The 20,106-nt window shown below is 66.4% G+C and carries 17 protein-coding genes; 15 read left to right on the forward strand and 2 right to left on the reverse strand.

Features of this window, described 5'->3' with window-relative positions; genetic code table 11:
- From GXY15_06075 to GXY15_06130, 12 genes are all read left to right on the forward strand, one after another.
- Positions 1 to 1,016, forward strand: a 1,016-nt coding sequence (locus GXY15_06075) for a hypothetical protein (protein ID NLV40778.1), incomplete at its 5' end; no start/stop codon positions are given.
- A gap of 254 nt (positions 1,017 to 1,270) precedes the next feature.
- Complete coding sequence (locus tag GXY15_06080) at positions 1,271 to 1,636, forward strand: hypothetical protein (protein NLV40779.1); 366 nt, start codon at positions 1,271 to 1,273, stop codon at positions 1,634 to 1,636.
- A gap of 475 nt (positions 1,637 to 2,111) precedes the next feature.
- Positions 2,112 to 3,710: a chaperonin GroEL gene (groL, locus tag GXY15_06085; protein ID NLV40780.1), complete on the forward strand. Its 1,599-nt coding sequence runs from the start codon at positions 2,112 to 2,114 to the stop codon at positions 3,708 to 3,710.
- Positions 3,711 to 3,882: 172 nt separating this feature from the next.
- A complete protein-coding gene (leuC, locus tag GXY15_06090; protein ID NLV40781.1) occupies positions 3,883 to 5,295 on the forward strand; it encodes a 3-isopropylmalate dehydratase large subunit in 1,413 nt (470 codons plus the stop codon).
- 38 nt (positions 5,296 to 5,333) lie between these two features.
- The gene (leuD, locus tag GXY15_06095) at positions 5,334 to 5,936 is read left to right on the forward strand and encodes a 3-isopropylmalate dehydratase small subunit (protein ID NLV40782.1); all 603 of its coding nucleotides are present in this window, start codon (positions 5,334 to 5,336) and stop codon (positions 5,934 to 5,936) included.
- Between the two features lie 40 nt (positions 5,937 to 5,976).
- Entirely contained in the window at positions 5,977 to 6,273 is a 297-nt protein-coding gene (locus GXY15_06100; protein NLV40783.1) for an FmdB family transcriptional regulator, read from the forward strand.
- Between the two features lie 546 nt (positions 6,274 to 6,819).
- Positions 6,820 to 8,088 (forward strand): type IV pilus assembly protein PilM, encoded by a 1,269-nt coding sequence (gene pilM / locus GXY15_06105; GenBank protein NLV40784.1) that lies wholly within the window; start codon positions 6,820 to 6,822, stop codon positions 8,086 to 8,088.
- A 12-nt stretch (positions 8,089 to 8,100) separates the two neighbouring features.
- The gene (locus GXY15_06110; protein NLV40785.1) at positions 8,101 to 8,757 is read left to right on the forward strand and encodes a hypothetical protein; all 657 of its coding nucleotides are present in this window, start codon (positions 8,101 to 8,103) and stop codon (positions 8,755 to 8,757) included.
- Between the two features lie 81 nt (positions 8,758 to 8,838).
- Positions 8,839 to 9,447: a type 4a pilus biogenesis protein PilO gene (pilO, locus tag GXY15_06115; protein ID NLV40786.1), complete on the forward strand. Its 609-nt coding sequence runs from the start codon at positions 8,839 to 8,841 to the stop codon at positions 9,445 to 9,447.
- Entirely contained in the window at positions 9,444 to 10,058 is a 615-nt protein-coding gene (locus GXY15_06120) for a hypothetical protein (protein NLV40787.1), read from the forward strand. The genes pilO and GXY15_06120 overlap by 4 nt, the downstream gene beginning before the upstream one ends.
- 3 nt (positions 10,059 to 10,061) lie before the next feature.
- The gene (locus GXY15_06125) at positions 10,062 to 12,422 is read left to right on the forward strand and encodes a hypothetical protein (protein NLV40788.1); all 2,361 of its coding nucleotides are present in this window, start codon (positions 10,062 to 10,064) and stop codon (positions 12,420 to 12,422) included.
- 148 nt (positions 12,423 to 12,570) lie between these two features.
- Entirely contained in the window at positions 12,571 to 14,139 is a 1,569-nt protein-coding gene (locus GXY15_06130; protein ID NLV40789.1) for a sodium-dependent transporter, read from the forward strand.
- Between the two features lie 114 nt (positions 14,140 to 14,253).
- Here the strand turns inward: GXY15_06130 and GXY15_06135 are convergent, their stop codons facing one another.
- A complete protein-coding gene (locus GXY15_06135; GenBank protein ID NLV40790.1) occupies positions 14,254 to 15,522 on the reverse strand; it encodes a hypothetical protein in 1,269 nt (422 codons plus the stop codon).
- A gap of 431 nt (positions 15,523 to 15,953) precedes the next feature.
- On the opposite strand from GXY15_06135, the gene GXY15_06140 reads away from it, so the two are divergent.
- Genes GXY15_06140 through ftsZ form a run of 3 tightly spaced genes read left to right on the forward strand, consistent with a single transcriptional unit; the run spans position 15,954 to position 19,630 of the window.
- Positions 15,954 to 17,408, forward strand: a complete 1,455-nt coding sequence (locus GXY15_06140; GenBank protein ID NLV40791.1) for a UDP-N-acetylmuramate--L-alanine ligase — start codon at positions 15,954 to 15,956, stop codon at positions 17,406 to 17,408.
- Positions 17,405 to 18,190 carry an FtsQ-type POTRA domain-containing protein gene (locus GXY15_06145; protein ID NLV40792.1) on the forward strand — a complete coding sequence of 262 codons (786 nt, stop codon included), beginning with the start codon at positions 17,405 to 17,407 and terminating at the stop codon, positions 18,188 to 18,190. Before GXY15_06140 ends, GXY15_06145 begins: the two co-directional genes overlap by 4 nt.
- Before the next feature lie 54 nt (positions 18,191 to 18,244).
- Complete coding sequence (ftsZ, locus tag GXY15_06150) at positions 18,245 to 19,630, forward strand: cell division protein FtsZ (GenBank protein ID NLV40793.1); 1,386 nt, start codon at positions 18,245 to 18,247, stop codon at positions 19,628 to 19,630.
- A gap of 71 nt (positions 19,631 to 19,701) precedes the next feature.
- Here ftsZ and GXY15_06155 read toward each other — a convergent pair whose 3' ends face one another.
- On the reverse strand, positions 19,702 to 19,902 hold the full coding sequence (locus GXY15_06155; GenBank protein NLV40794.1) for a hypothetical protein: 201 nt from the start codon (positions 19,900 to 19,902) through the stop codon (positions 19,702 to 19,704).
- Between the last annotated feature and the right edge of the window lie 204 nt (positions 19,903 to 20,106).

Below are 20,106 nucleotides of genomic sequence, written 5' to 3' on the forward strand. Positions count from 1 at the left end.
ACCGCCAGCGCCTCTACGACCCCGCCACGGGCCGCTTCCTCACCCCCGACCCCGCCCAGGACCCCGCCAACCTCGGCAACCCCTACACCTACACCGCCAACAACCCCCACGCCTTCGTGGACCCGTACGGGGAATGGGGCTGGGACAATGACTGGGTGCAGACGGGGCTGGAGATTTTCGGTGCGGGCTGTCTCACCGGACGCGGGGGTGCGGCGCGCAGTTTCTGGATGGACAGCGGCGGCGAGCAGCTCCGGGGCATGGCCCAGGGAGCCGGCGTCATCCTGGGGGGCGACCTCGGAACGGCCTATGAGGGAATGGTCGCCGAGGCGGCCGCCTCCTACGAAACGCGGATAGCACTGCACAGCGCCACCAACGGCGGGGATGTCAACGCGGCCATCGCCACCGCCACCGGGTGGCGCATGGTGGGGGCCGACCTGGTGGGGTTCACCGGACTCGCCGAGGCGGGTTCTGGCTTGGACTACACCACGGGTGGTATCCTTGAAGGGCAGGAACGCCTCCAGCGCGGACTCGTGGGCGGCTCCCAGCTCGCCGGGACCGTGGCCATGGTCGGCAGCACGCTGTCCAGGGGATACGCTGTCGCCGCCAGGGGTGTTGTAGCGCGGACGGCCGTGGCCGCGCCCGCAGTTGACACGGCCGGGCAGATTGCTGAAGTTCATCAGGTCCTCACCCAGGCCGCCGGACGGGCGTTGCGGACTGTCGGCCCCGGAAAGGGCCACGTCTGGGGGACTAAGGTGCATGGAGCGTTCAGCACGGAAGTGAAACAGCTTCAACGGCCAGATTTGATTCCCGAGCAGTCTTTTCTTAGGGGAGAGTACAAGAGATATGGGCAAAGAGGCTCGGTGCGGGTGGATGTTCTATACGGAACGTTGGAGACTCCCATAGCGGTGTATGATCTGAAGCTGAACACATCGCATCTTTCCGCACGGCGCATTGTCCAAATCCAGTCGCATCTTCCCGGCACAGAGGCCATTCCCGTAATTGAGGTCCGACCATGAAATACAGGGAGTTTGAGGAAATATCCAGGGAACTCGTGTGTTGTATGCCCGGGTTTGAAATTAAGGGCCCTCTCCTGTTCCGTTCGCCTATCGGCGGAATTCTTCGTGGGATATGCTTCGATCGGAGTGCTGATGCAGACTTGTTCTATGTGTGGTATTTCTTTCTTCCACTATTCATGCGCCGGGAGGACATCAGTTTCACGTTCGGCAATAGACTCTGGCATCCCCGCGGGCAGTGGGCGTGGGAGAGGGGGATGGACGGGCTCATCCCGGACCTCCGCCGCATGATTGAGCGCGAGGTGCTGCCCTTTGTGTCGAAAGTCAACACGGCGGCGGATGTGGTGCGGGAGGCGGAGGCGCACCTGCATTATCCCGGACCGCATTATCTCAACACGCTGGCGTATGCGCTTGCGCGGGCGGGACAGACCAAGCGGTCGCTCGCCGCGTTTGACAGGCTCCTCGTGGAACTGGACCCCGGGGTGTTCTGGCAGAACGACCTGGCGGACGAGGCGCGGCGGTTTAAGGGGCTCCTCGAGACCGATCCTGATCAGGCGCAGCGCCAGCTCGACGCATGGACGGACGAGTCCCTGCGGAACCTGCGGCTGGAGAAATACCGCTGACACGGAGTGCGGGGAGGTCGCCATTTCGGTTCTCTTCCTTTGCGTTCTCCGCGTCTCCGCGTTGAGGGCTTTTAACGCAAAGTCGCGGAGCCCCAGGGTCCGTTTTTGAATTGCGGCACCCCGGCCGGACGGAAGAACATCCCCCGTCTGCGAGGACGCGGTCCCCGCCCCTCAAGGGGGGGCTAAGAGCCGCGGGCCTCTTCCCACCGCCTGATCGGGTTCACCGTGGGCGCGGCGGCGGACTACCCCATCCGGCTCGGGGAACGGGCGACCGCGCCGGACGCCATGGCGGCTTCGGTCCGCTGGACGCATGACGCGCTGGGGCGGGGGGGTGTCGTAAGGGGGGGGCGCGCTTGACACGGGTTCTGGAATGTGGTACCTTATGGGCTGGTAGCACTCGGCCGGGCTGAGTGCTAACACGAAAACCCCACAAAACAACAGGCAAGAGCGTCTGGAACAAGAAGGAAACGATCCCATGGCTGCGAAACAACTGCTTTTCGGACAGGAGGCGCGGATGGCGCTGCTGGCGGGCGTGGACGCGCTGGCGGACGCGGTGAAGGCGACGCTGGGCCCGAAGGGGCGCAATGTGCTGATGGAGAAGTCCTACGGCGCGCCGAAGGTGACCAAGGACGGCGTGACGGTGGCGAAGGAGGTGGAGCTGAAGGATCCTCTGGCGAACATGGGCGCGCGGATGATCCGGCAGGCGGCGAGCAAGACGGGCGACATCGCGGGCGACGGCACGACGACGGCGACGGTGCTGGCGCAGGAGATGGTGCACGAGGGGATGAAGCATGTGACGGCGGGCGCGAACCCGATGCACCTGAAGCGGGGGATGGACAAGGCGATGGCGGCGGCGCTGGCCGGCGTGGCCGCGATGGCCAAGAAGATCAAGGACCAGGAGGAGATCCGGCAGGTGGCGACGGTGTCGGCGAACGGCGACGCGACCATCGGCGACATCATCGCGGACGCGATCGAGAAGGTGGGCCAGGACGGCGTGATCACCATCGAGGAAGGCAAGAGCCTGGAGACCGAGGTGGAGATCGTGGACGGCATGCGCTTTGACCGCGGCTACATCTCCCCGCACTTCGTGAACGACCCCGAGAACATGAAGTGCGTGCTGGAGGACCCGGCGATCCTGTGCTACGAGAAGAAGATCGGCAGCATCCGGGACATGCTTCCCGTGCTGCAGAAGGTGGCCCAGAGCGGCCGCCCGCTGCTCATCATCGCCGAGGACCTCGAGGGCGAGGCGCTGGCCACGCTGGTGGTCAACCGGCTGCGCGGCGTGCTGAACGTGGCGGCGGTGAAGGCGCCGGCCTTCGGCGACCGCCGCAAGGAGATCCTGCGCGACATCAGCGTCGTCACCGGCGGCACCTTCGTCAGCGAGGACCTGGGCATGAGCCTGGAGAAGCTGGAGCTGGCCGAGCTCGGCGGCGCGAAGCGCGTGGAGATCACCAAGGACTTCACGACGATCATCCAGGGCGCGGGGAGCAAGAAGGAAATCCAGGGCCGCTGCGACCAGATCCGCCGGCAGATCGAGGACACCACGTCCGACTACGACCGCGAGAAGCTCCAGGAGCGCCTGGCGAAGCTCGCCGGCGGCGTCGCGGTCATCAAGATCGGCGCGGCCAGCGAGGTCGAGCTGAAGGAGAAGAAGGACCGCGCCGACGACGCGCTCCACGCGACCCGCGCGGCGATTGAGGAGGGCATCGTGGCCGGCGGCGGCGTCGCGCTCCTGCGCGTGCGCGACAAGGTCGCCAAGCTGGACCTCGAGGGCGACGAGAAGACCGGCGCGAACATCGTGTGCAGGGCCATGGCCGCGCCGCTGGCTCGGATCGCGGACAACGCGGGCCTTGAGGGCCAGGTCGTCGTCAACGACGTGTCCGCCGTGAAGGGCAACATGGGCCTCAACGCGGCCACGGGCGAGATGCAGGACCTGGTGAAGGCCGGCATCATTGACCCGGCCAAGGTCATCCGCTGCGCCCTGCAGAACGCCGTCAGCGCGGCGGGCATGATCATCACCACCGAGTGCCTCGTGACCGACGTGGTCAAGAAGGACGAGGACGGCAAGAAGTGACATTGTGAGTTTCCGGCGCGCCGGCCCTCCCCGGGGAGGTCCGGCGCGCCCGCTTTTCGGGCTCCGTTTGGGCGCGGGCCCGTCCGCGCGGTATAATGGCGGGCCGGGGAAGGCCGGCGGGCCCGTCCGGGGCCCGTCCGCCGGGCGAACGACCAAAGGATTGGAAAGACACATGCCGAAGAACATCTACCAGAAGATTTGGGACGCCCACGTGGTCCACACGCCGGAGGACCAGGACGCGATCCTGTACATTGACCGGCATTACGTGCACGAGGTCACCTCGGCGCAGGCCTTCGAGGGGCTGCGGCTGGCCGGGCGGCGCGCGCGCCGGCCGGAGCTGACCTTCGCCACAATGGACCACAACATCCCCACGACCGACCGGAGCCTGCCCATCACGGACGCCCTTTCGCGCGCCCAGGTGGAGACGCTGAAGAGGAACTGCGCCGAGTTCGGCGTCACCTGCTTCGACATGTTCGACCGCCACAATGGCGTGGTGCACATCATCGGGCCGGAGCTGGGCCTCACCCTGCCCGGCATGACGGTCGTCTGCGGCGACTCGCACACCTCGACCCACGGCGCCCTCGGCGCGCTCGCCCACGGGATCGGCACGAGCGAGGTGGAGCACGTGCTGGCCACCCAGACCCTGCGGCAGAAGCCCTCGAAAACCATGGAGGTCCGCGTCGAGGGCAAAGTCGGCCCCGGCGTCACGGCCAAGGACATCATCCTGGCGGTGATCGGGAAGATCGGCACCGCCGGGGGCACGGGCTATGTGATCGAGTACACCGGCGGGGCCATCCGCGCGCTTTCCATGGAGGGCCGCATGACGGTCTGCAACATGACCATCGAGGCCGGGGCCCGGGCCGGGCTGATTTCCCCGGACCAGACCACCGTCGCGTATCTGAAGGGCCGGGAATACCTGCCCAAGGACAGGGCTTGGGAGGATCTGGCCGCCGGATGGCTCTCCTGGGCCTCCGACCCCGGCTGCGCCTACGACACCACCGTGGTGCTTCAGGCGGCGGACATTGAGCCCCAGGTCACCTGGGGCACCTCGCCCGGCATGGTCGCCGGCATCAACGGGCGCACCCCCGTGCTCGCAGAACTGGCCGACGCCAACACCCGCCTCTCGGCCCAGAAGGCCCTGCAGTACATGGACCTCGGCGAGGGCATGCCCCTCACGGCGGTCCGCATCAACAAGATGTTCATCGGCTCCTGCACCAACGGCCGCATCGAGGACCTGCGCGAGGCCGCCAAGGTCGTCAGGGGCCACCAGAAGGCCGAATCGGTGGAGCAGGCGCTGGTCGTGCCCGGCTCCCTGGCCGTCAAGGAGCAGGCCGAGGCCGAGGGCCTCGACGCGGTGTTCAAGGAGGCCGGTTTCGAGTGGCGCGAGGCGGGCTGCTCCATGTGCCTGGCCATGAACGACGACCGGCTTTCCCCCGGCGACCGCTGCGCCTCCACCTCCAACCGCAACTTCGAGGGGCGGCAGGGAAAGGGCGGCCGCACCCATCTGGTGAGCCCCGCCATGGCCGCCGCCGCCGCAGTGGCCGGGCATTTCGTGGATGTCCGTTCCTGGGACTACAAGGACTGAGCGCCCCCCGCCGGGCGAACGCATAAGGAGCGTGTGTTATGGAGCCGTTCAAGCAGCTTACGGGCATTGTCGCGCCGCTGGAGGCGCTCAACGCGGACACCGACCAGATCATCCCCAAGCAGTTCCTCAAGCGCATCGAGCGCACGGGGTACGGCGATGTCCTGTTCTACGACTGGCGCTATCTGGCCGACGGGAAGACCCCCGACCCGGCCTTCGAGATGAACGCCCCCCGCTACCAGGGCGCCTCCATCCTGCTGACCAAGGACAATTTCGGCTGCGGATCCTCGCGCGAGCACGCCCCCTGGGCGCTTCACGACTACGGCATCCGAGTCATTCTCGCCCCGTCCTTCGCCGACATCTTCTACAACAACTGCTTCAACAACGGCATGCTGCCCGTCGTCCTGCCGGGCGACGTGGTGGAGACCCTGTTCGGCGAGGTCCGCGCCGCGGAGGGCTACGCCCTTACGGTGGACCTGGAGGCGCAGGAAATCACCAAGCCGGACGGCGCCGTCCTTTTCTTCACGCTTCACCCGTTCCTCCGGGAGCGGCTGCTGAACGGGTGGGACCAGATCGGGCTGACCCTGCTGCACGAGGACAAGATCACGGCCTATGAGGCCGCCCGCGCCCGGAGCCCCCGCTGACGCGCGGAGACGGCCCCATCACACGGCGGGAGACCACGCCATGCCCAAGTACACCTATCAAATCATCAACGACGACGGGAGCCGCGGCGCGCTGGTGGAGATCGAGCACGGCATGAACGAGCCCGCCCTGACGGAGCACCCGGAAACGGGCCAGCGTGTGGAGCGCGTGTATGCCGCCCCCCATGTGGCGGGGTGGGGAACCGAGCGCAAGGGCAAAGAACTCACCAGCGATGAGAACGTTGGACGGCTCGGGTTCACCAAGTATGTGCGGAACGGCAAGGGGCACTACGAGAAGCACACGGGGACGGGGCCGGACCACTTCTCTGTGGACAAATGACCGGGGGGCATTCGGGGGCATTTGCCGCGCCCCCCGCAAATAAACTCTTGACAAACGGGCCCGCAAACCGTATTATATGTCTCATGAGAGGTTCAGGTCGGGAGCCTGTTCCACCAGCCGGAAGCGGACGCGGGAAGAGAGAACGGACCAAGCATGACGGAGACGAGAAGCAAAACGGGGTTGGCGGCCACCGCGAGGAGCCTGGGGTTCGCGGAGCGGGCGGCTGACCTCGCCGTGCCCCCGGTGGGCACCCGCGGGGTCCGTCTCCCGGTCGGGGAAAACAGGGGTGCCGGCGCGTCCAAACCAGTGCATTCTGCTGTGGAACGGCGGTTTTCCCCACAAACAGACGCGCGCCGGTCTCCGGCGCCCCCCGGAAAAATCCCGGAATAAAGTGTTGACAGAATATCAGATTTATGATACTCTGGGGACGTGATTGGTTGGGAGAGTTGATGCCGAAACGGAAATGGTCGTAAAAACACACTGGGTTCGTCCCGTCCGGCGTTCGGCCGGGGGGGTCCCGGCAAAACCGAGTGGAGTGTCACATCGGTGGGCTTCAGAAGACCAAAAAAAGCCATAGGCATAGACATCGGGAGCCACTCCGCCAAGGCGGTCCTGATGAGCCGCTTTGGCGGCCGCCTGCGCGTGGAAGGTGCCGTGCAGGTGATGGTGGACCGGAACCTCCTGAACAGCGACCCGAATGAGGCGCAGGCGCAGGCGGTGCGGGAGACGCTTCGGGAAATGCCGGTCAGCCAGTGCCTGGTGGTGTCGGCCATGGCCGGGCAGACCGTTGTGGTCCGCTATCCGCGGCTGACGGTCAAGGGCCGCGAGAGTTTGGAGGATGCCATCCGGGGGGAGGCTTCCCACAGCATTCCCTACGATCTCAACGACGTCTTTCTGGACTGGCATGTTTTGGAGGAGACGGCGGAGGGGGAGCAGCGGCAGGTCAAGGTCCTGTTGGTCGCCGCCAAGCATGAGGTGATTGACGCCCGGATGCAGGTGTTGGAGGCCTCGGAGCTTCAGCCGGGCATGCTGGGGGTGGATTCCCTCGCGCTTTCGGACGCGGCGGAGGCCTGCGACTTTCTGCGTGTCGGGGAGACGGTGGCCCTGATCAACGTCGGGCTCACGTCCTCCTGTGTTCACTTTGTCAAGGACGGCGTTTCCAGTTTCATCCGGGAGGTGAACTGGGGCCTTCGGGAGGCGGTGCAGGCGGTGGCCAAGGACCGCCGTTTCACCTACGAGGACGCGCTGCGGGAGATGGAGGAGTTCAAGCACACGCAGGAGGATGTGCCCGAGGCGGCGGTGGCGGAGATGGCGGACATGGAAGAATTGAATGATCTGCCCATGGCCAAGGAGGCCACGCGGCAGCTTAGGCCGGTCGTCATGGGCGACTCCTCCCTGCTTGAGCCGCTGGAGGACGAGCTGGAGGATATTTCCGGTGCCGGGCGGGCGCTTTCCGACGCGGACAACGCCTACATGCCGGCCGGGGGCGGGGTTGCCGTGAGGGCGTTGACGGAGATTCTTTCAGCGCCCCTGGCGAGGATGTCCGCCGAGTTCAGGCGCTCCTTCGACTTCTATGAACACCAGCTTTACGAGCGCCCCGTGGACCGCATCATTGTCTGCGGCGGGGGCGCCATGATGGGCATCCTCCGCGAGACCCTCCAGTATGAGCTGGGGGTGGACAGCGTTGAGGTGGCGCATCCGGACCAGAGCGCCCTCCTGTTGGGGGCGCATTCGGCTGTGGAGGACTTGCTTGAACGGCCGCCGCAGTTCATGGTCGCCATTGGGCTGGCCGCGCGCGGCATGGCGGATCTATGAGGTGCCGGGCAAATGATACGGATTAACCTGCTGCCCCATGCGCTCCGGCCCGTGAAGCGGTCGGCTTTGCCGCACATACTCAGTCTGGCGGTGCTGCTGCTCGTCATGAGCGTCCTTGGCGCGCTGTTCATGGGTGAGCTGGGCACGCTGGCTGCGGAAGGGCGCAACCTGGAGAAGGCCAGGGAGGATCTCGCGAAACTGGAGAGCGTCGTCGCGGAGCACAACAGCCTCATCCAGGAAAAAGTGCAGCTCCAGGACAAGATCGAGACCATCCAGAAGATTCTCGCCGACCGGACACTCTGGTCCGAGTGGCTGCACCAGCTGGCTTCGCTGACCCCGGAAAACATCTGGTACAGCCGGGTCCGCCTTCTGACCCGCAAGTTCCAGGAGGAGCGCCAGAAGCTGGACAAAAAGGGCCAGCCCGAGATGGACGTCAAGACCCAGCGTCCGATGATGGAGAAGATCACTGTGGACCGGTCCATCCTGGAAGTGACCGGCTACGCCATTGAAGACGAGAGCATGGAGAAGAACGTGTCCAAGCTGGCGGACTCCACCACCATAGACCCGAAGTTCTCCGAGAAGTTCACCCTGTACACCTCCAAGATCGAGGACACCGATTTTGAGGGGTTTGCCGTGCGCAAATTCACTTTCGAGTACCAGATACGGTAGATGGCGGACCGGTCCGCCGCCCCGTTTCCGGGTTTCGGACCGTAACGAGGCTTGAACATGCTGGATATTCTGACTGGCAAAGTGACCGCAAAGGATTGGATGTTCGTGGGGGGCGTGCTCGCCCTCACGGCGGTGGTTGCGGTCGCCTTCTACGTCCTCATCATCGGCCACCAGAAGCAGAAGGTGGAGGCGCGCCGGCAGGAGCTGGCGGCGGTGAAGAAGGAGCTTGGCGAGGCGAGGAAGATCGAGGAAAACATTGACGGGCTCCGCAAGGAGTCGGAGGACATGGAGCGCCTGGTGGACATTTTCCAGAAGCGCCTGCCCAGCGAGCGCGAGATTCCCAACCTTCTCCGGCGCTTCGAGACCATTGGCGGCGAGCTCGGCCTGAAGGTGCAGCTGGCCTCGCTGCCCTCCCGCAGGGAGAGCCGCACGGAGACCATCCCGTACAAAGTCACCGCCACCGGCGAATTTCACCAGATTGTCGGCTTCATCAACCTGCTCGAGCGCGACGAGCGCTACCTGAAGGTTTCCGACTTGGACATCGGGGAGCAGGAGGCGGGGGTCTCCACCGCCACCTTCGTCCTGAGCACGTTCCGCTTCATTGAGCAGGAGGAGACGGCCCCGGCCGCGGAGGCGGCGTCCGCCGCCCAGAAGGCGGCTGCGGGCAACAAGGCAGGTGCCGCGAAATGAACGAGCAGAACAAAAAGCAGATCATCTTCGCCGCGGTGTTGGGCGTGGTCCTCGTGGGCGTCCTGGTCAAGCAGTTCGTGCTGACGCCCGGGCCCAAAGCGTCCCCCACGGCAACCGTGGCCTCCAACACGGCGAAGGCGGGGACCGCGGGCGCGGCCAAAGCTGCGGCGCCGGGCGCCCTCCAGCAGGTGGATATTGACATTGAGGCCCTCATCAAGAGCGTGGAGGTCGAGCCGATCAACTACTCCACCGTCCGCGTTGACCGCAATCCCATGAACCCGCTGGTGGGTGGACCGATGCAGAATCTCGGCGACGGGCCGGCCGGACAGGGCGGAGTGACCATGGTGGACGGCGAGCCCGGGGAGGATCCCACGGCCGACCCCGATGCGCCGCAGGCGCCGGCCGCGCCCACCCCGCTCACGGACGCCTATTCCAAGCGGGTGACGGGCATCGTTTGGGACGTGAGTTACCCCGTGGCCGTGGTGGACGACGAGGTTGTCTCGGTCGGCCATGTTTTCCCCAACGGAACGCAGGTCTATTCGATTGAGCCTTCACGGGTGATCCTGAAGGTCGGCGATTCGACGATTCCTATCGAAATGAAGGATATGTGAGCCATGCCCCAAAACATGAAGACATGTGGGACTTTGTTGGCCCTGGCGGGTGTCGTGCTGCTGCTGGGTGCCGCCGCCCTTGACGGCGCCGCGGCGGCGCAGCGGGACGCCCTGCCGGCGGACGGCGGGTCTGCCAAGGTGCGCGCGCTGGCCGGTGAACTGCAGCAGGTCACCGTTTCCGGGCGCAAAGACACGGTGGTGTCGGACCTCCTCGCGGTGTCCGAGGCCCGGTTTGACACCGGTGTGGCGGGCGGCGGGACGCGCGATGCCGCCGTGGGCGACGACGACAACATGGGCGGCACCCCGGTCTTTGGCGGCGGAGCCACCCAGGGAATGGAGGGTGCCCCGGTCTACGGGGGAGCTCAGGAAGGCGGGGGGGATTCGGCCCTGCCGCCGCCCCTGACGAACAGCCCGGAGGAGAAGGCGGAGGAAGCTGCGCCGTCCGGGAAAGAAGCGGAGGACGCCGGCGGGGAGGGCGCTGCGGTTGTTGAGGAGGCCGAAGACGCCGACATGTCGGAACCCCCGGGGCCGCGGGTTGTTCCCGCCCCGATCACACGCGAGGCGAACGCCTCCCTTGCGGCCCAGGTCCGCGCGCTGGTGCTGGGGACCGCCGCGGGGGCGGACCCCTCCGCCGCGGCCGGCGTGGTGGAGTCGGCAACGCCGGGGGGGGAGTCCGCCGCCCCTGTGGTGCCCGTGGCCGACGACCTTTCCAAGATGGCCGCGCCCGCAGTGACCGCGCCCGAGCCCCCTGCCGGGTCCGCCCCTGCGGCCGCCGCGCTGCCGCCGGTCCAGGCCCCGAAGAAGCCGAAGTACGAAGGTGACCCCCTCGCCCAGATGGTGAATGTGGATTTCCGCGACATGGACCTCACGAACGTGGTGGCCATGCTCGCGCACAAGGCCGACATCAACGTGATCGCGGGCACCGCCCTCGAGGGGACGGTCACGGCCAACCTCCGCAACGTGACCCTGCGCCAGGCCATTGACACGGCGCTGCGCATGAACAACCTGGGAATGGTCGAGGAGGAGGGGATCTACCGCATCGTCCCCGTCGAGGATGCGGACATGATCAACCGCATCACGGAGATCATCAATTTCAAGAACGCGAAGGCCGACGAGGTCGCCAAGCTTCTCTCCGATGTCACCCGCAGCATGGGGGGCAGGAACACCTACACCGTCACTGCGGACAAGAGCGCGAACCTCATCGTCCTGTCGGCGCCCAGGCACCGGATCGAAGAAATGGCCGCCCTTGCCCGGTCTCTGGACCAGGTGAAGCCCAAGCTGCCAGTGCTCACGGAGGCCATTCCGCTGAGTTATGCCGACCCGAAGGAGGTCGCCACAACCCTCCAGACCATGCTCTCGCCGGACGTGGGCAAGGTGAGCATGGATGACCGGGCGCGCAAGGTCGTCATCACCGACGTCCCCGCCGTGGTGGAGCAGGCCAAGGAGCTGGTCAAGTCGCTGGACATGCCGGTGAAGCAGGTGGCCATCGAGACGATGGTGGTGGACATCCAGCTCACCGACGCGGCCGAGACGGGCGTGAAATGGCTGTTTGACACCATTCAGCGCCAGAGCCGCGCCAACGCCGCCATCGGCCCCGACGCCCCCAAGGTGGGCACCCTGCAGGAGCTGGCGCTCGAGTCGAGCATGGAGGTCCTCCAATCCCCCGCCGGCCTGCTCAACTTCGGCCTGCTGACCGACAACATTGACTGGAAGGGCGCCGTCCAGCTGGAGGTGCGCAACAACAATGGCCGCCTGGTCTCGAACCCCGTGGTCATGACCGTGGAGAACCAGCCTGCGACGATCTCCATCGCGCAGGAGATCCCCTATGTCGAGCTGACGCAGACGCAGCAGGGCGGCAACCAGACCAGCACCCGTTTCAAGGAGATTGGAACGATTCTTGAGGTGACCCCGAAGGTCACGCACGACGACAACATCATATGCACCCTGGCGGCCAAGGAAAGCGCGACCAACGGCACCTTCAACGGCGTGCCCATTGAGGACAAGCGCGAGATTTCCTCCACTATGCGCCTAGCCGACGGCCAGACCATCTACATCGGCGGGCTCCGAAAGAACAGCAACACGTCCACGGCCCGGAAGATCCCCATCCTGGGCGACATCCCGATCATGGGGGCTGCCTTCCGGAGCAACTCGCGTGATGAAAAGATCAACGAAATGCTGGTCTTCCTCACCTGCTCCGTTCTTCAGGAGGGCGCGGTGCTGACAGACCGACAGAAGGAAGTGATGCAGAACGCCCATCCCGAGGGCGAGGACCTCAAGGTGGACGCCCTGCAGACGGTCGGCTACGACACCCGGTATCCCCAGACCACCAAGTACCCGCAGATGAAGTGGCGCCGCGGCCAGTGACGGCGCGGCGGTGCGCACGATTTGCCGGAGGCCTGTTCCAGGCCTCCTTTCTTTTTGTGCGACTCCCCGCGACGCGGGGGGTTGACGGCCGGGGACTCCGGTTCCTATACTGCCCCCGGTTAATGGCGCGGTATGCCAGGGAGAGGCGATGCGGCAGGGTGCGACAGACGGATGGGCGACCCGCTTCGGGCTGATCATGGCCATGGCGGGCAACGCGGTCGGGCTGGGAAACTTCCTCCGTTTCCCGGGGAAGGCGGCCCCCTACGGCGGCGCCTTCATGGTGCCCTATTTCACCGTTCTCGTGCTCATCGGCATCCCCCTCATGTGGATGGAGTGGACCATCGGCCGCCACGGCGGGGGATACGGCCACGGCACCACCCCCGGCATGTTCCACCGCATGTGGAACCGCCGCGTCTCGAAGTATCTGGGCATTTTCGGCGTGTTGCTTCCGGCCATGGTCGGGGTCTACTACATCTACATAGAGTCCTGGTCCCTGGGATACGCGTGGCAGACGGTGACGGGGGCCTACTGGGGAAAGACCTCCAACGAGGAGATGAAGGGCGTCTTTGGCGCGTTCCTCGGCATGGACGGGGGCTTCTTCTCGTTCAACCCCTCCGCCTATTTTTTCTTCCTGGTGACATTGGGAATCAATGTGCTTGTGTTCAGCCGGGGCATCGCCGGCGGCATCGAGATTGTCGCGAAATACTGCATGCCCGTCCTTCTTGTCCTCGGAGTCGTGCTCACCGTCCGGGTTCTGACGCTTCCCCCGGTCGAGGAGCGCACGGTCAGCGACGGCCTCGCGCAGGTGTGGCGCGTGGACGACTGGTCGGTCCTGCTCAAACCGGACATCTGGCTCGCCGCCGCCGGGCAGATATTCTTCACCCTCAGCGTGGGGTTGGGCATGGTCCACACCTACGCCAGCTACCTGCGCAAGCGCGAGGATGTCGTCCTCAGCGGCCTCGCCTCGGCGGGAACCAACGAGCTGGTGGAGGTGGTGATCGGGGGCAGCATCGCCATTCCGGCGGCGGTCATTTTCTTCGGCGTGACACAGACCCGGGAGATCGCCGGATCCGGGACGTTCTTCATCGGCTTCTACGCGCTCCCGGTGATCTTCCAGCAGATGCCGGCCGGACAGTTTTTCGGCACGCTGTGGTTTCTGCTGCTCTTCCTCGCCGGACTCACCTCCTCCATGGCCATGTTCACCCCCCTGCTGGTCTTTCTGGAGGATGAGCTGCGTTTGACCCGGCGGCAGGGGGTGGCGCTGATCAGCGCCGTCGTGTTTGTGTTCATGCAGCCCGTTGTCCTCTTCATGCACCACGGGCTCATGGACGAGCTGGACTACTGGATGGGCGAGGTGGGCCTGGTCCTGTTTGTGGCCATCGAGTCTGTCGTCTTTTCCTGGGTGTTCGGCATGGACAAGGGCTGGCGGGAGATGCATCTCGGGGCGGACATCCGCCTGCCCCGGGTCTTCTATTACATCATGAAGTATGTCACCCCCTCCGCCTCCGTCATCATCTTCCTGTGGTGGTGCGGCGGCAGTCTCTGGGGAAAGCTGACCATGGCGGGCGCCGTGCCGGAGGACAAACCCTTCCTCTGGCTGGCGAGGGGGATGATTCTGGTCGTGGCCGCGTTCATTGCCTGGGGCATTCACCACGCCTGGAAGACGCACCCCAAGCTCTTTGAGGTCGTGGAACAAGAGGAGGGGGGAGAGGCATGACCCTTCTCACCTGGTGCTACATGCTCTCCGTGTGGGCCGCCATCATTGCCCTCAACGTCTACTGCTTCCACCGGATATTCACCCGGGGCGGCCGCCGGGACGATTAGGCTGCGGTCAGTTTGCCGCCGCCGCGCATTGGAGCGCCTCCGTCCATCCGGAAACCGTTCGGGGCGCGGGATGCGACAGCGCCCGGTTGAAAGCCGCGATCTCGTCCGACAGCGCGCCCCAGTCCCCGTTCTCGATAAGGGCGCCATACCGTCCCAGCAGGCGGAGCTCCCTTCCATCGTGCTGCCCCGCGCGGGCCAGCAACCCCTGCCACCCCTCCACCTGCACCGGGAACCCCTTGCGTGCCAGGTCCTCCTGAAGCTCCCCCCTCATTCGCGCGACTCGGGCGGCCTGGCGCGGCCCCTCGGGGGCCGCGGGGGCGACCACCACGCTGTCCGGCTCCGCCTTCTCGGCGAAATAGACACTCTCGGCCGCCGTGTGGGCGTCGTCCTCCAGGCAGGGGTAGAGAAAGCGGACGGCGCAGTAGATGCCCGCCAGCCGGCACATTTTCACCGCGCGCCGCCCGTGGCTCACGGAGAACCGCGCGTTGAAATGGTCGTCCAGCAGCCGCTGGCTCCCCGAGGGAACCAGCCATTCCACCGCGCGGCATCCGGACGCCCGCGCGAGCGCCCACACCGAGTCCGACAGCGGCCCCGGAACGCATCCCGTACTGTACTGGCAGCGGTGGCCCCCGGCCAGCAGGCCCGCCGCCACCTCGTCCACTGTCGTCGCCGACAGATACCCGTCCAGATGGAAGGCCCCCAGAGGCACGGCCCGTTGCACCGCTGCGATCTCCGTCAGCACCGCCTCTGGGGCGTCGGGCGATTCCGCCGCCTCCCGTCCCAGGGAAACGGGAAACAGATGCAGTTTGCCCCCGCCGAACAGGGCCGGATACACCGACGGATCGTAACAGGCCGCCGCCGCCGCGTCGTCTTTTCCCCCGTCGCCCATGCGCACGCGCCATGTGTCGGAAAGCACCGGGAACGGGATGCGGAGCCCGGCGCCCGAGGCCCCGGAACAGACCATTTCCTGCCGCACGGCGGGCAGCAGACTGCGGACGCGCTCCGCCACAAGCAGGGATTGCCCGATCTCGGCCTGCGTTTCCGCGAAGTAGCACACGGTGGACGGGCGGTGCAGCACAATGTCTGACCCGATGTCGGCCAGCCAGCGGGTGACGCCGTCCGTTCGCCGCCAATGGCGCCAGAATCCATACCAGGAGAGCGTGGACACCTCCTCCATGGCGAAAAAGGAAAAACGCTCCAGCCATGCCGGCGTGGCATAGTCCAGCACCCGGGCCTCACGGCCGGCGGCCACCAGAGCCCCTGCCATTCGGGCCATGCGGTCCTTCGGCAGAAACGCGCCCATCTGGAAAGGTCCGGCAGGCACATGTACCAGCGCGTATTCCGGCCTCATCAGGCGTTTACCTCCCTCCACCGTTGGCGGTGACCGATGTTCACGGCAATCCTCTCAGGGCTCGCGACCACGCTACCACAACATATAGTCGGCTTGCAACCTGTCCTACGCCATATCTTGTCGTGATCATAGCATGAACGCAACATATATGCAACCCCTTATTTTTTGGGCATATTTTGTGCAAGAATCCCAAATTGTGAGGGTTCTAACACCGCCCGACCTGTCCAGCCACCGCACCCAGGGAACCGTCTCGACCTCTCGGACGGTCTGCCGGAAACCCTGGATGGGTCTTTGATTCTGTCTCAAATTGTGGTATACTCTGGCCCGGACACAATATGTTGCGTTCGGAGGTGCCTGTGAACGGACTGAAGCGGAAAGTGCATTTCGTCGGTGTGGGCGGGATCGGCATGAGCGGTCTTGCCGAAATCCTGCTTAATCTCGGCTACGACGTGTCCGGTTCAGATATCAAGGCGACCAGCATCACCGACCGGTTGCAGACCCTGGGCCTTGAGTTCCACGAGGGGCATCGGGGGGAAAACGTGGGGGACGCGGGCATACTCGTGGTGTCCGCCGCCGTGGCCCCGGACAACGACGAGGTGTCGGCGGCGCGCGGGCGCGGCATCCCGGTGATCCACCGCAGCGACCTGCTCGCGGACCTGATGCGTCTCAAGCCGCACGCGGTCGCCGTGGGCGGCACCCACGGCAAGACGACCACCACCTCCATGATCAGCGCGGTGATGGACGTGGCGAACATCGGCGCGACGAGCATTGTGGGGGGCATCCTGCACCGCAGCGGGACCAACGCCCGCTGGGGCACGGGGGACTATCTGGTCGCCGAGGCCGACGAGCACGACGGGTCCTTCCTGCGCCTTCATCCGACCATCGCCGTGGTCACCAACATGGACGCGGAGCATCTGGAATACTACGGCACCCTCGACCGCATCAAGCGGGCGTTCACGGATTTCTGCAACAGCGTCCCGTTCTACGGGTACAGCATCGTCTGCGGGGACGACGCGAACACGCGCGACACCCTCGGCGATATTGAGAGCGTGTGCATCACCTACGGCGCCGGCGGGGATGTGTCGCTGCTGGGGCGCGACGTGGCGCTCCGCGACGCGCCGGGGGCCGCCAGTCCCGCGCAGCGCCTCGCCTGCCTGCGCACGCGCTTCACGGTTGAGTGCCGCGACGAGCGCCTGGGCCCGGTCGGCGTCCTCGGCGCGCTGGAGATCGGCGCCGTGGGCGTCCACAACGTGCGCAACGCCCTCGCGGCCTGCGCCGTGGGGCTCTGCCTCGGCATGCGTTTCAGCGTGATCGCGGCGGGCCTGCGCCAGTACGAAGGGGTGCAGCGCCGCCTCCAGCCCTGCGGCGAGCGCCGCGGCGTGCTGGTGGTGGAGGACTATGCGCACCACCCGACGGAGATCATGAGCACCCTGGAGGCGGTCCGCTGGATCGCCCCCCGGCGGATTATCGCCGTCTTCCAGCCCCACCTTTACAGCCGCACGAAGTTCTTCTGCGACGACTTCGCCCGGGCCCTCTCCACGGTGGACCGGGCCATTGTGACCGACATCTATCCGTCGCGCGAGGCCCCCATGCCCGGGGTGGACGCGTGCATGATCGTGGACGCCGCCCGCGCGGCCGGCGCGCAGTCGGTGGATTTGGTGCGCGACATGCGCGACGTGCCCGGCGCGCTGGCGGACTCGCTGGAGGCCGGCGACGTGGTGCTGGTGATGGGCGCGGGGAACATCAACCAAATCTGCGGCCCCCTGCTGGACGCCCTGGAGGGGGGGGACGGGAAAGGGGGGGCGGCATGATGGCCGGAACCGCAGGGGTGTACTCCCCGCCCCGAAAGGCGCAGCGCGGGACGTGGCGGCTCAAGCACGCCGCCGGGGAGCTTTTCGCCCTTGCCGTGGTGGCCGCCTTCCTGGTGTTTCTCGGTGGCTATCTCTGGGGCGAGGCCGTCTTTGCCACGCGCGAGGTGCGTTTCGAGGGGAACGAGCACCTCACGGACCAGCAGATTCTGGAGGCGGCCAACATCACGGACTCGGAGACCTTTTTCACCCTCGACACCGAGGCCATCCGCGGACGGGTGCTGGACCTTCCCTACATCAAGAGCTGCGACGCGCGGCGCATCGGCCTGAACGCGGTCCTCATCAGCGTGACCGAGCGCGCGCCGGTGGTCTCCATCATGGTCAACAACCACGTGTACGAGCTGGACCGGGAGGGCAGGGTGCTGCGCGAGGTGCATCCCCTCGCGCCGCCCACCGGGCCGCTGGTGACGAACCTCTCCGGAGTGCACGCGGTGGTGCCCGGGCAGCATGTGAGCCACCCCGCGCTCACCCGCGCCGTCGAGCTCTGGCGGGCCTTTTCCGCCGCCCCCGTCTCCGGGCAGCTCACGCTGTCCGAAATCAGCGCCCTCGGCGAAAACGAACTGGTCATGATCTTCAACGAGCTGCCCTACGAGACGCGCTGGGGCCGCGAGGATTTCCCCGCCCAGGTCCGGCGCTTCGAGGCGCTTCTCCGGGAGAAACAGGGGAAGCTGCCCTGCGGGGAGTACCTCGACATGCGGTTTGACGCGGACATTGTGTGCAAATGAAACGGCGGGGCGGCCCCGGCGCGGGCGTCCCTGAAAACAGCGAAAGGCCACGGTATGAGCGAGCGCGACAGACACGGGGAGTTTGACACCTTTGACCAGCACGCGGTCATCAAGGTGTGCGGCATCGGCGGCGGCGGCTGCAACTCCGTGGACCGCATGATCGAGGCGGGCCTGTCCGGGGTGCAGTTCATCGCCATCAACACGGACGCCCAGTCGCTCAAGAAGTCCCGGGCCGAGGTCCGCGTGCAGATTGGCACCAAGAGCAGCGGCGGCCTCGGCGCCGGCGCCAACCCGGAGGCCGGGCGCGCCGCCTGCGAGGAGGACCGCGAGGAGGTGCGCGCCGTGCTCCAGGGGGCCGACATGGTCTTCCTGGCCCTCGGGCTTGGCGGCGGCACGGGCACCGGCGCCGCGCCGATCGTGGCCGAGGAGGCCATGGCGAGCGGCGCGCTCGTCTGCGCCATCGTGACCCTGCCGTTCTCCTTCGAGGCCGCCCTGCGCATGGAGAACGCCCTCAAGGGGCTTGAGCAGCTGGAGAAGCACGTGGACACCCTGATTGTGGTGCCCAACGACCGCATCGCCGAGCTGAGCCGCCCGGACACCTTCCTGCTGGACGCCTTCCGCCACGGCGACGAGGTGCTCCACAACGGCGTGCGCGCCATCACCGAGCTCATCACGGTGGTGGGGCTCATCAATGTGGACTTCAAGGACCTGCGCACCATCATGCTGGCAAAGGGGCGCGCCCTCATGGGCATCGGCATGGCCGAGGGCGACGACCGCGCCATCCGCGCGGCCCGCGAGGCCATCGTGTGCCCCCTGCTGGAGCAGTCCGACATCAACGGCGCCAAGGGCGTCATCATCAACGTGCGTGGCGGAAAGGACCTCCGCATGCAGGAGGTCACCGAGGCCATCCAGTTCATCAAGGAGAACGCCCCCGACGCCAACATCATCTTCGGCGTCGTCGTGGAGAAGGAGGAGCTTCCGGAGGTGCAGATCACCGTTATTGCGGCGGGGTTCCCGCACAAGGACGTCTCCTCCTACGTCAACCGCCCGCCCCGCGCGGCTGCGGTTCCCTTTGCCACCGCCCCCGCCCCCGCGCCCGCCGTTTCACCCCAGCAGCCGCCCGCCGGGGCAAAGGGCGAATCCGCCCCCGCCGCCCCCGCCCAGGCGCCGGCCGCCGATGCGAAACAGGCGCCGCCCCCTCCGGAAACCGCGCCCGCGCCCGAGCGGCAGCCGGACCGTCCCGCGGCGCCGCCGGCCGCCAAGCCCGCCGCCCCCGCGCCCAAGGGCGCGGCCGCCGGGTCAACGGGTGTGCAGCTCACCATAGACAACACGGAACCGGGGGGGTTCCGGACCGTTTTCCAGGATTCCGGCCCCAAGGACCGGTCCAACGACTCCCGCATTCCCGCCTTCCTGCGCAAGCGCTTCAACGGGAGCAAGTAGGCGCGGTTAACACCTGCGCGCCGGGGCGGAAGCGGACTCCACCCCGGCGCGCGTGTTATTGGATGCTGACGCTAATCCTCCGTGATGGGCTGGTTGCACACGTCGCAGAACTTGGCCTTGGAAAAGGTCATGGCCAGCCACATGGGAATCCACAGGCCGAAGGTGCAGAGCGTGAGGAGGAGCTGTCCTCCGTGGTTCACGCGGTTGGTGTGCCAGGAGACATCCTTCCTGCAATGCTCGCAGTGAAGGGTGCTGTTCGTCTCGTCTTTCATGACGATGGTCCTTTCTTGGGGGGAAGCACATGGGCGAAGCGGTCCGCGCGACCGGGCGGACACACCTCACGCGGGGGATTGGGAAAGGTGTTTGAAGGCGCGCCGCGCGCGCGCGGGCATCAAATCAGAAGCTGGCGCTTGAGGAGAAGAAGGGACCGGTTGTGGCCCGGGCGGAGCCCCGACAGGGGGTCCGGTACGGCAGGA

The organism is Candidatus Hydrogenedentota bacterium (genome assembly GCA_012730045.1).
Classification (GTDB): Bacteria; Hydrogenedentota; Hydrogenedentia; order Hydrogenedentales; family CAITNO01; genus JAAYBR01.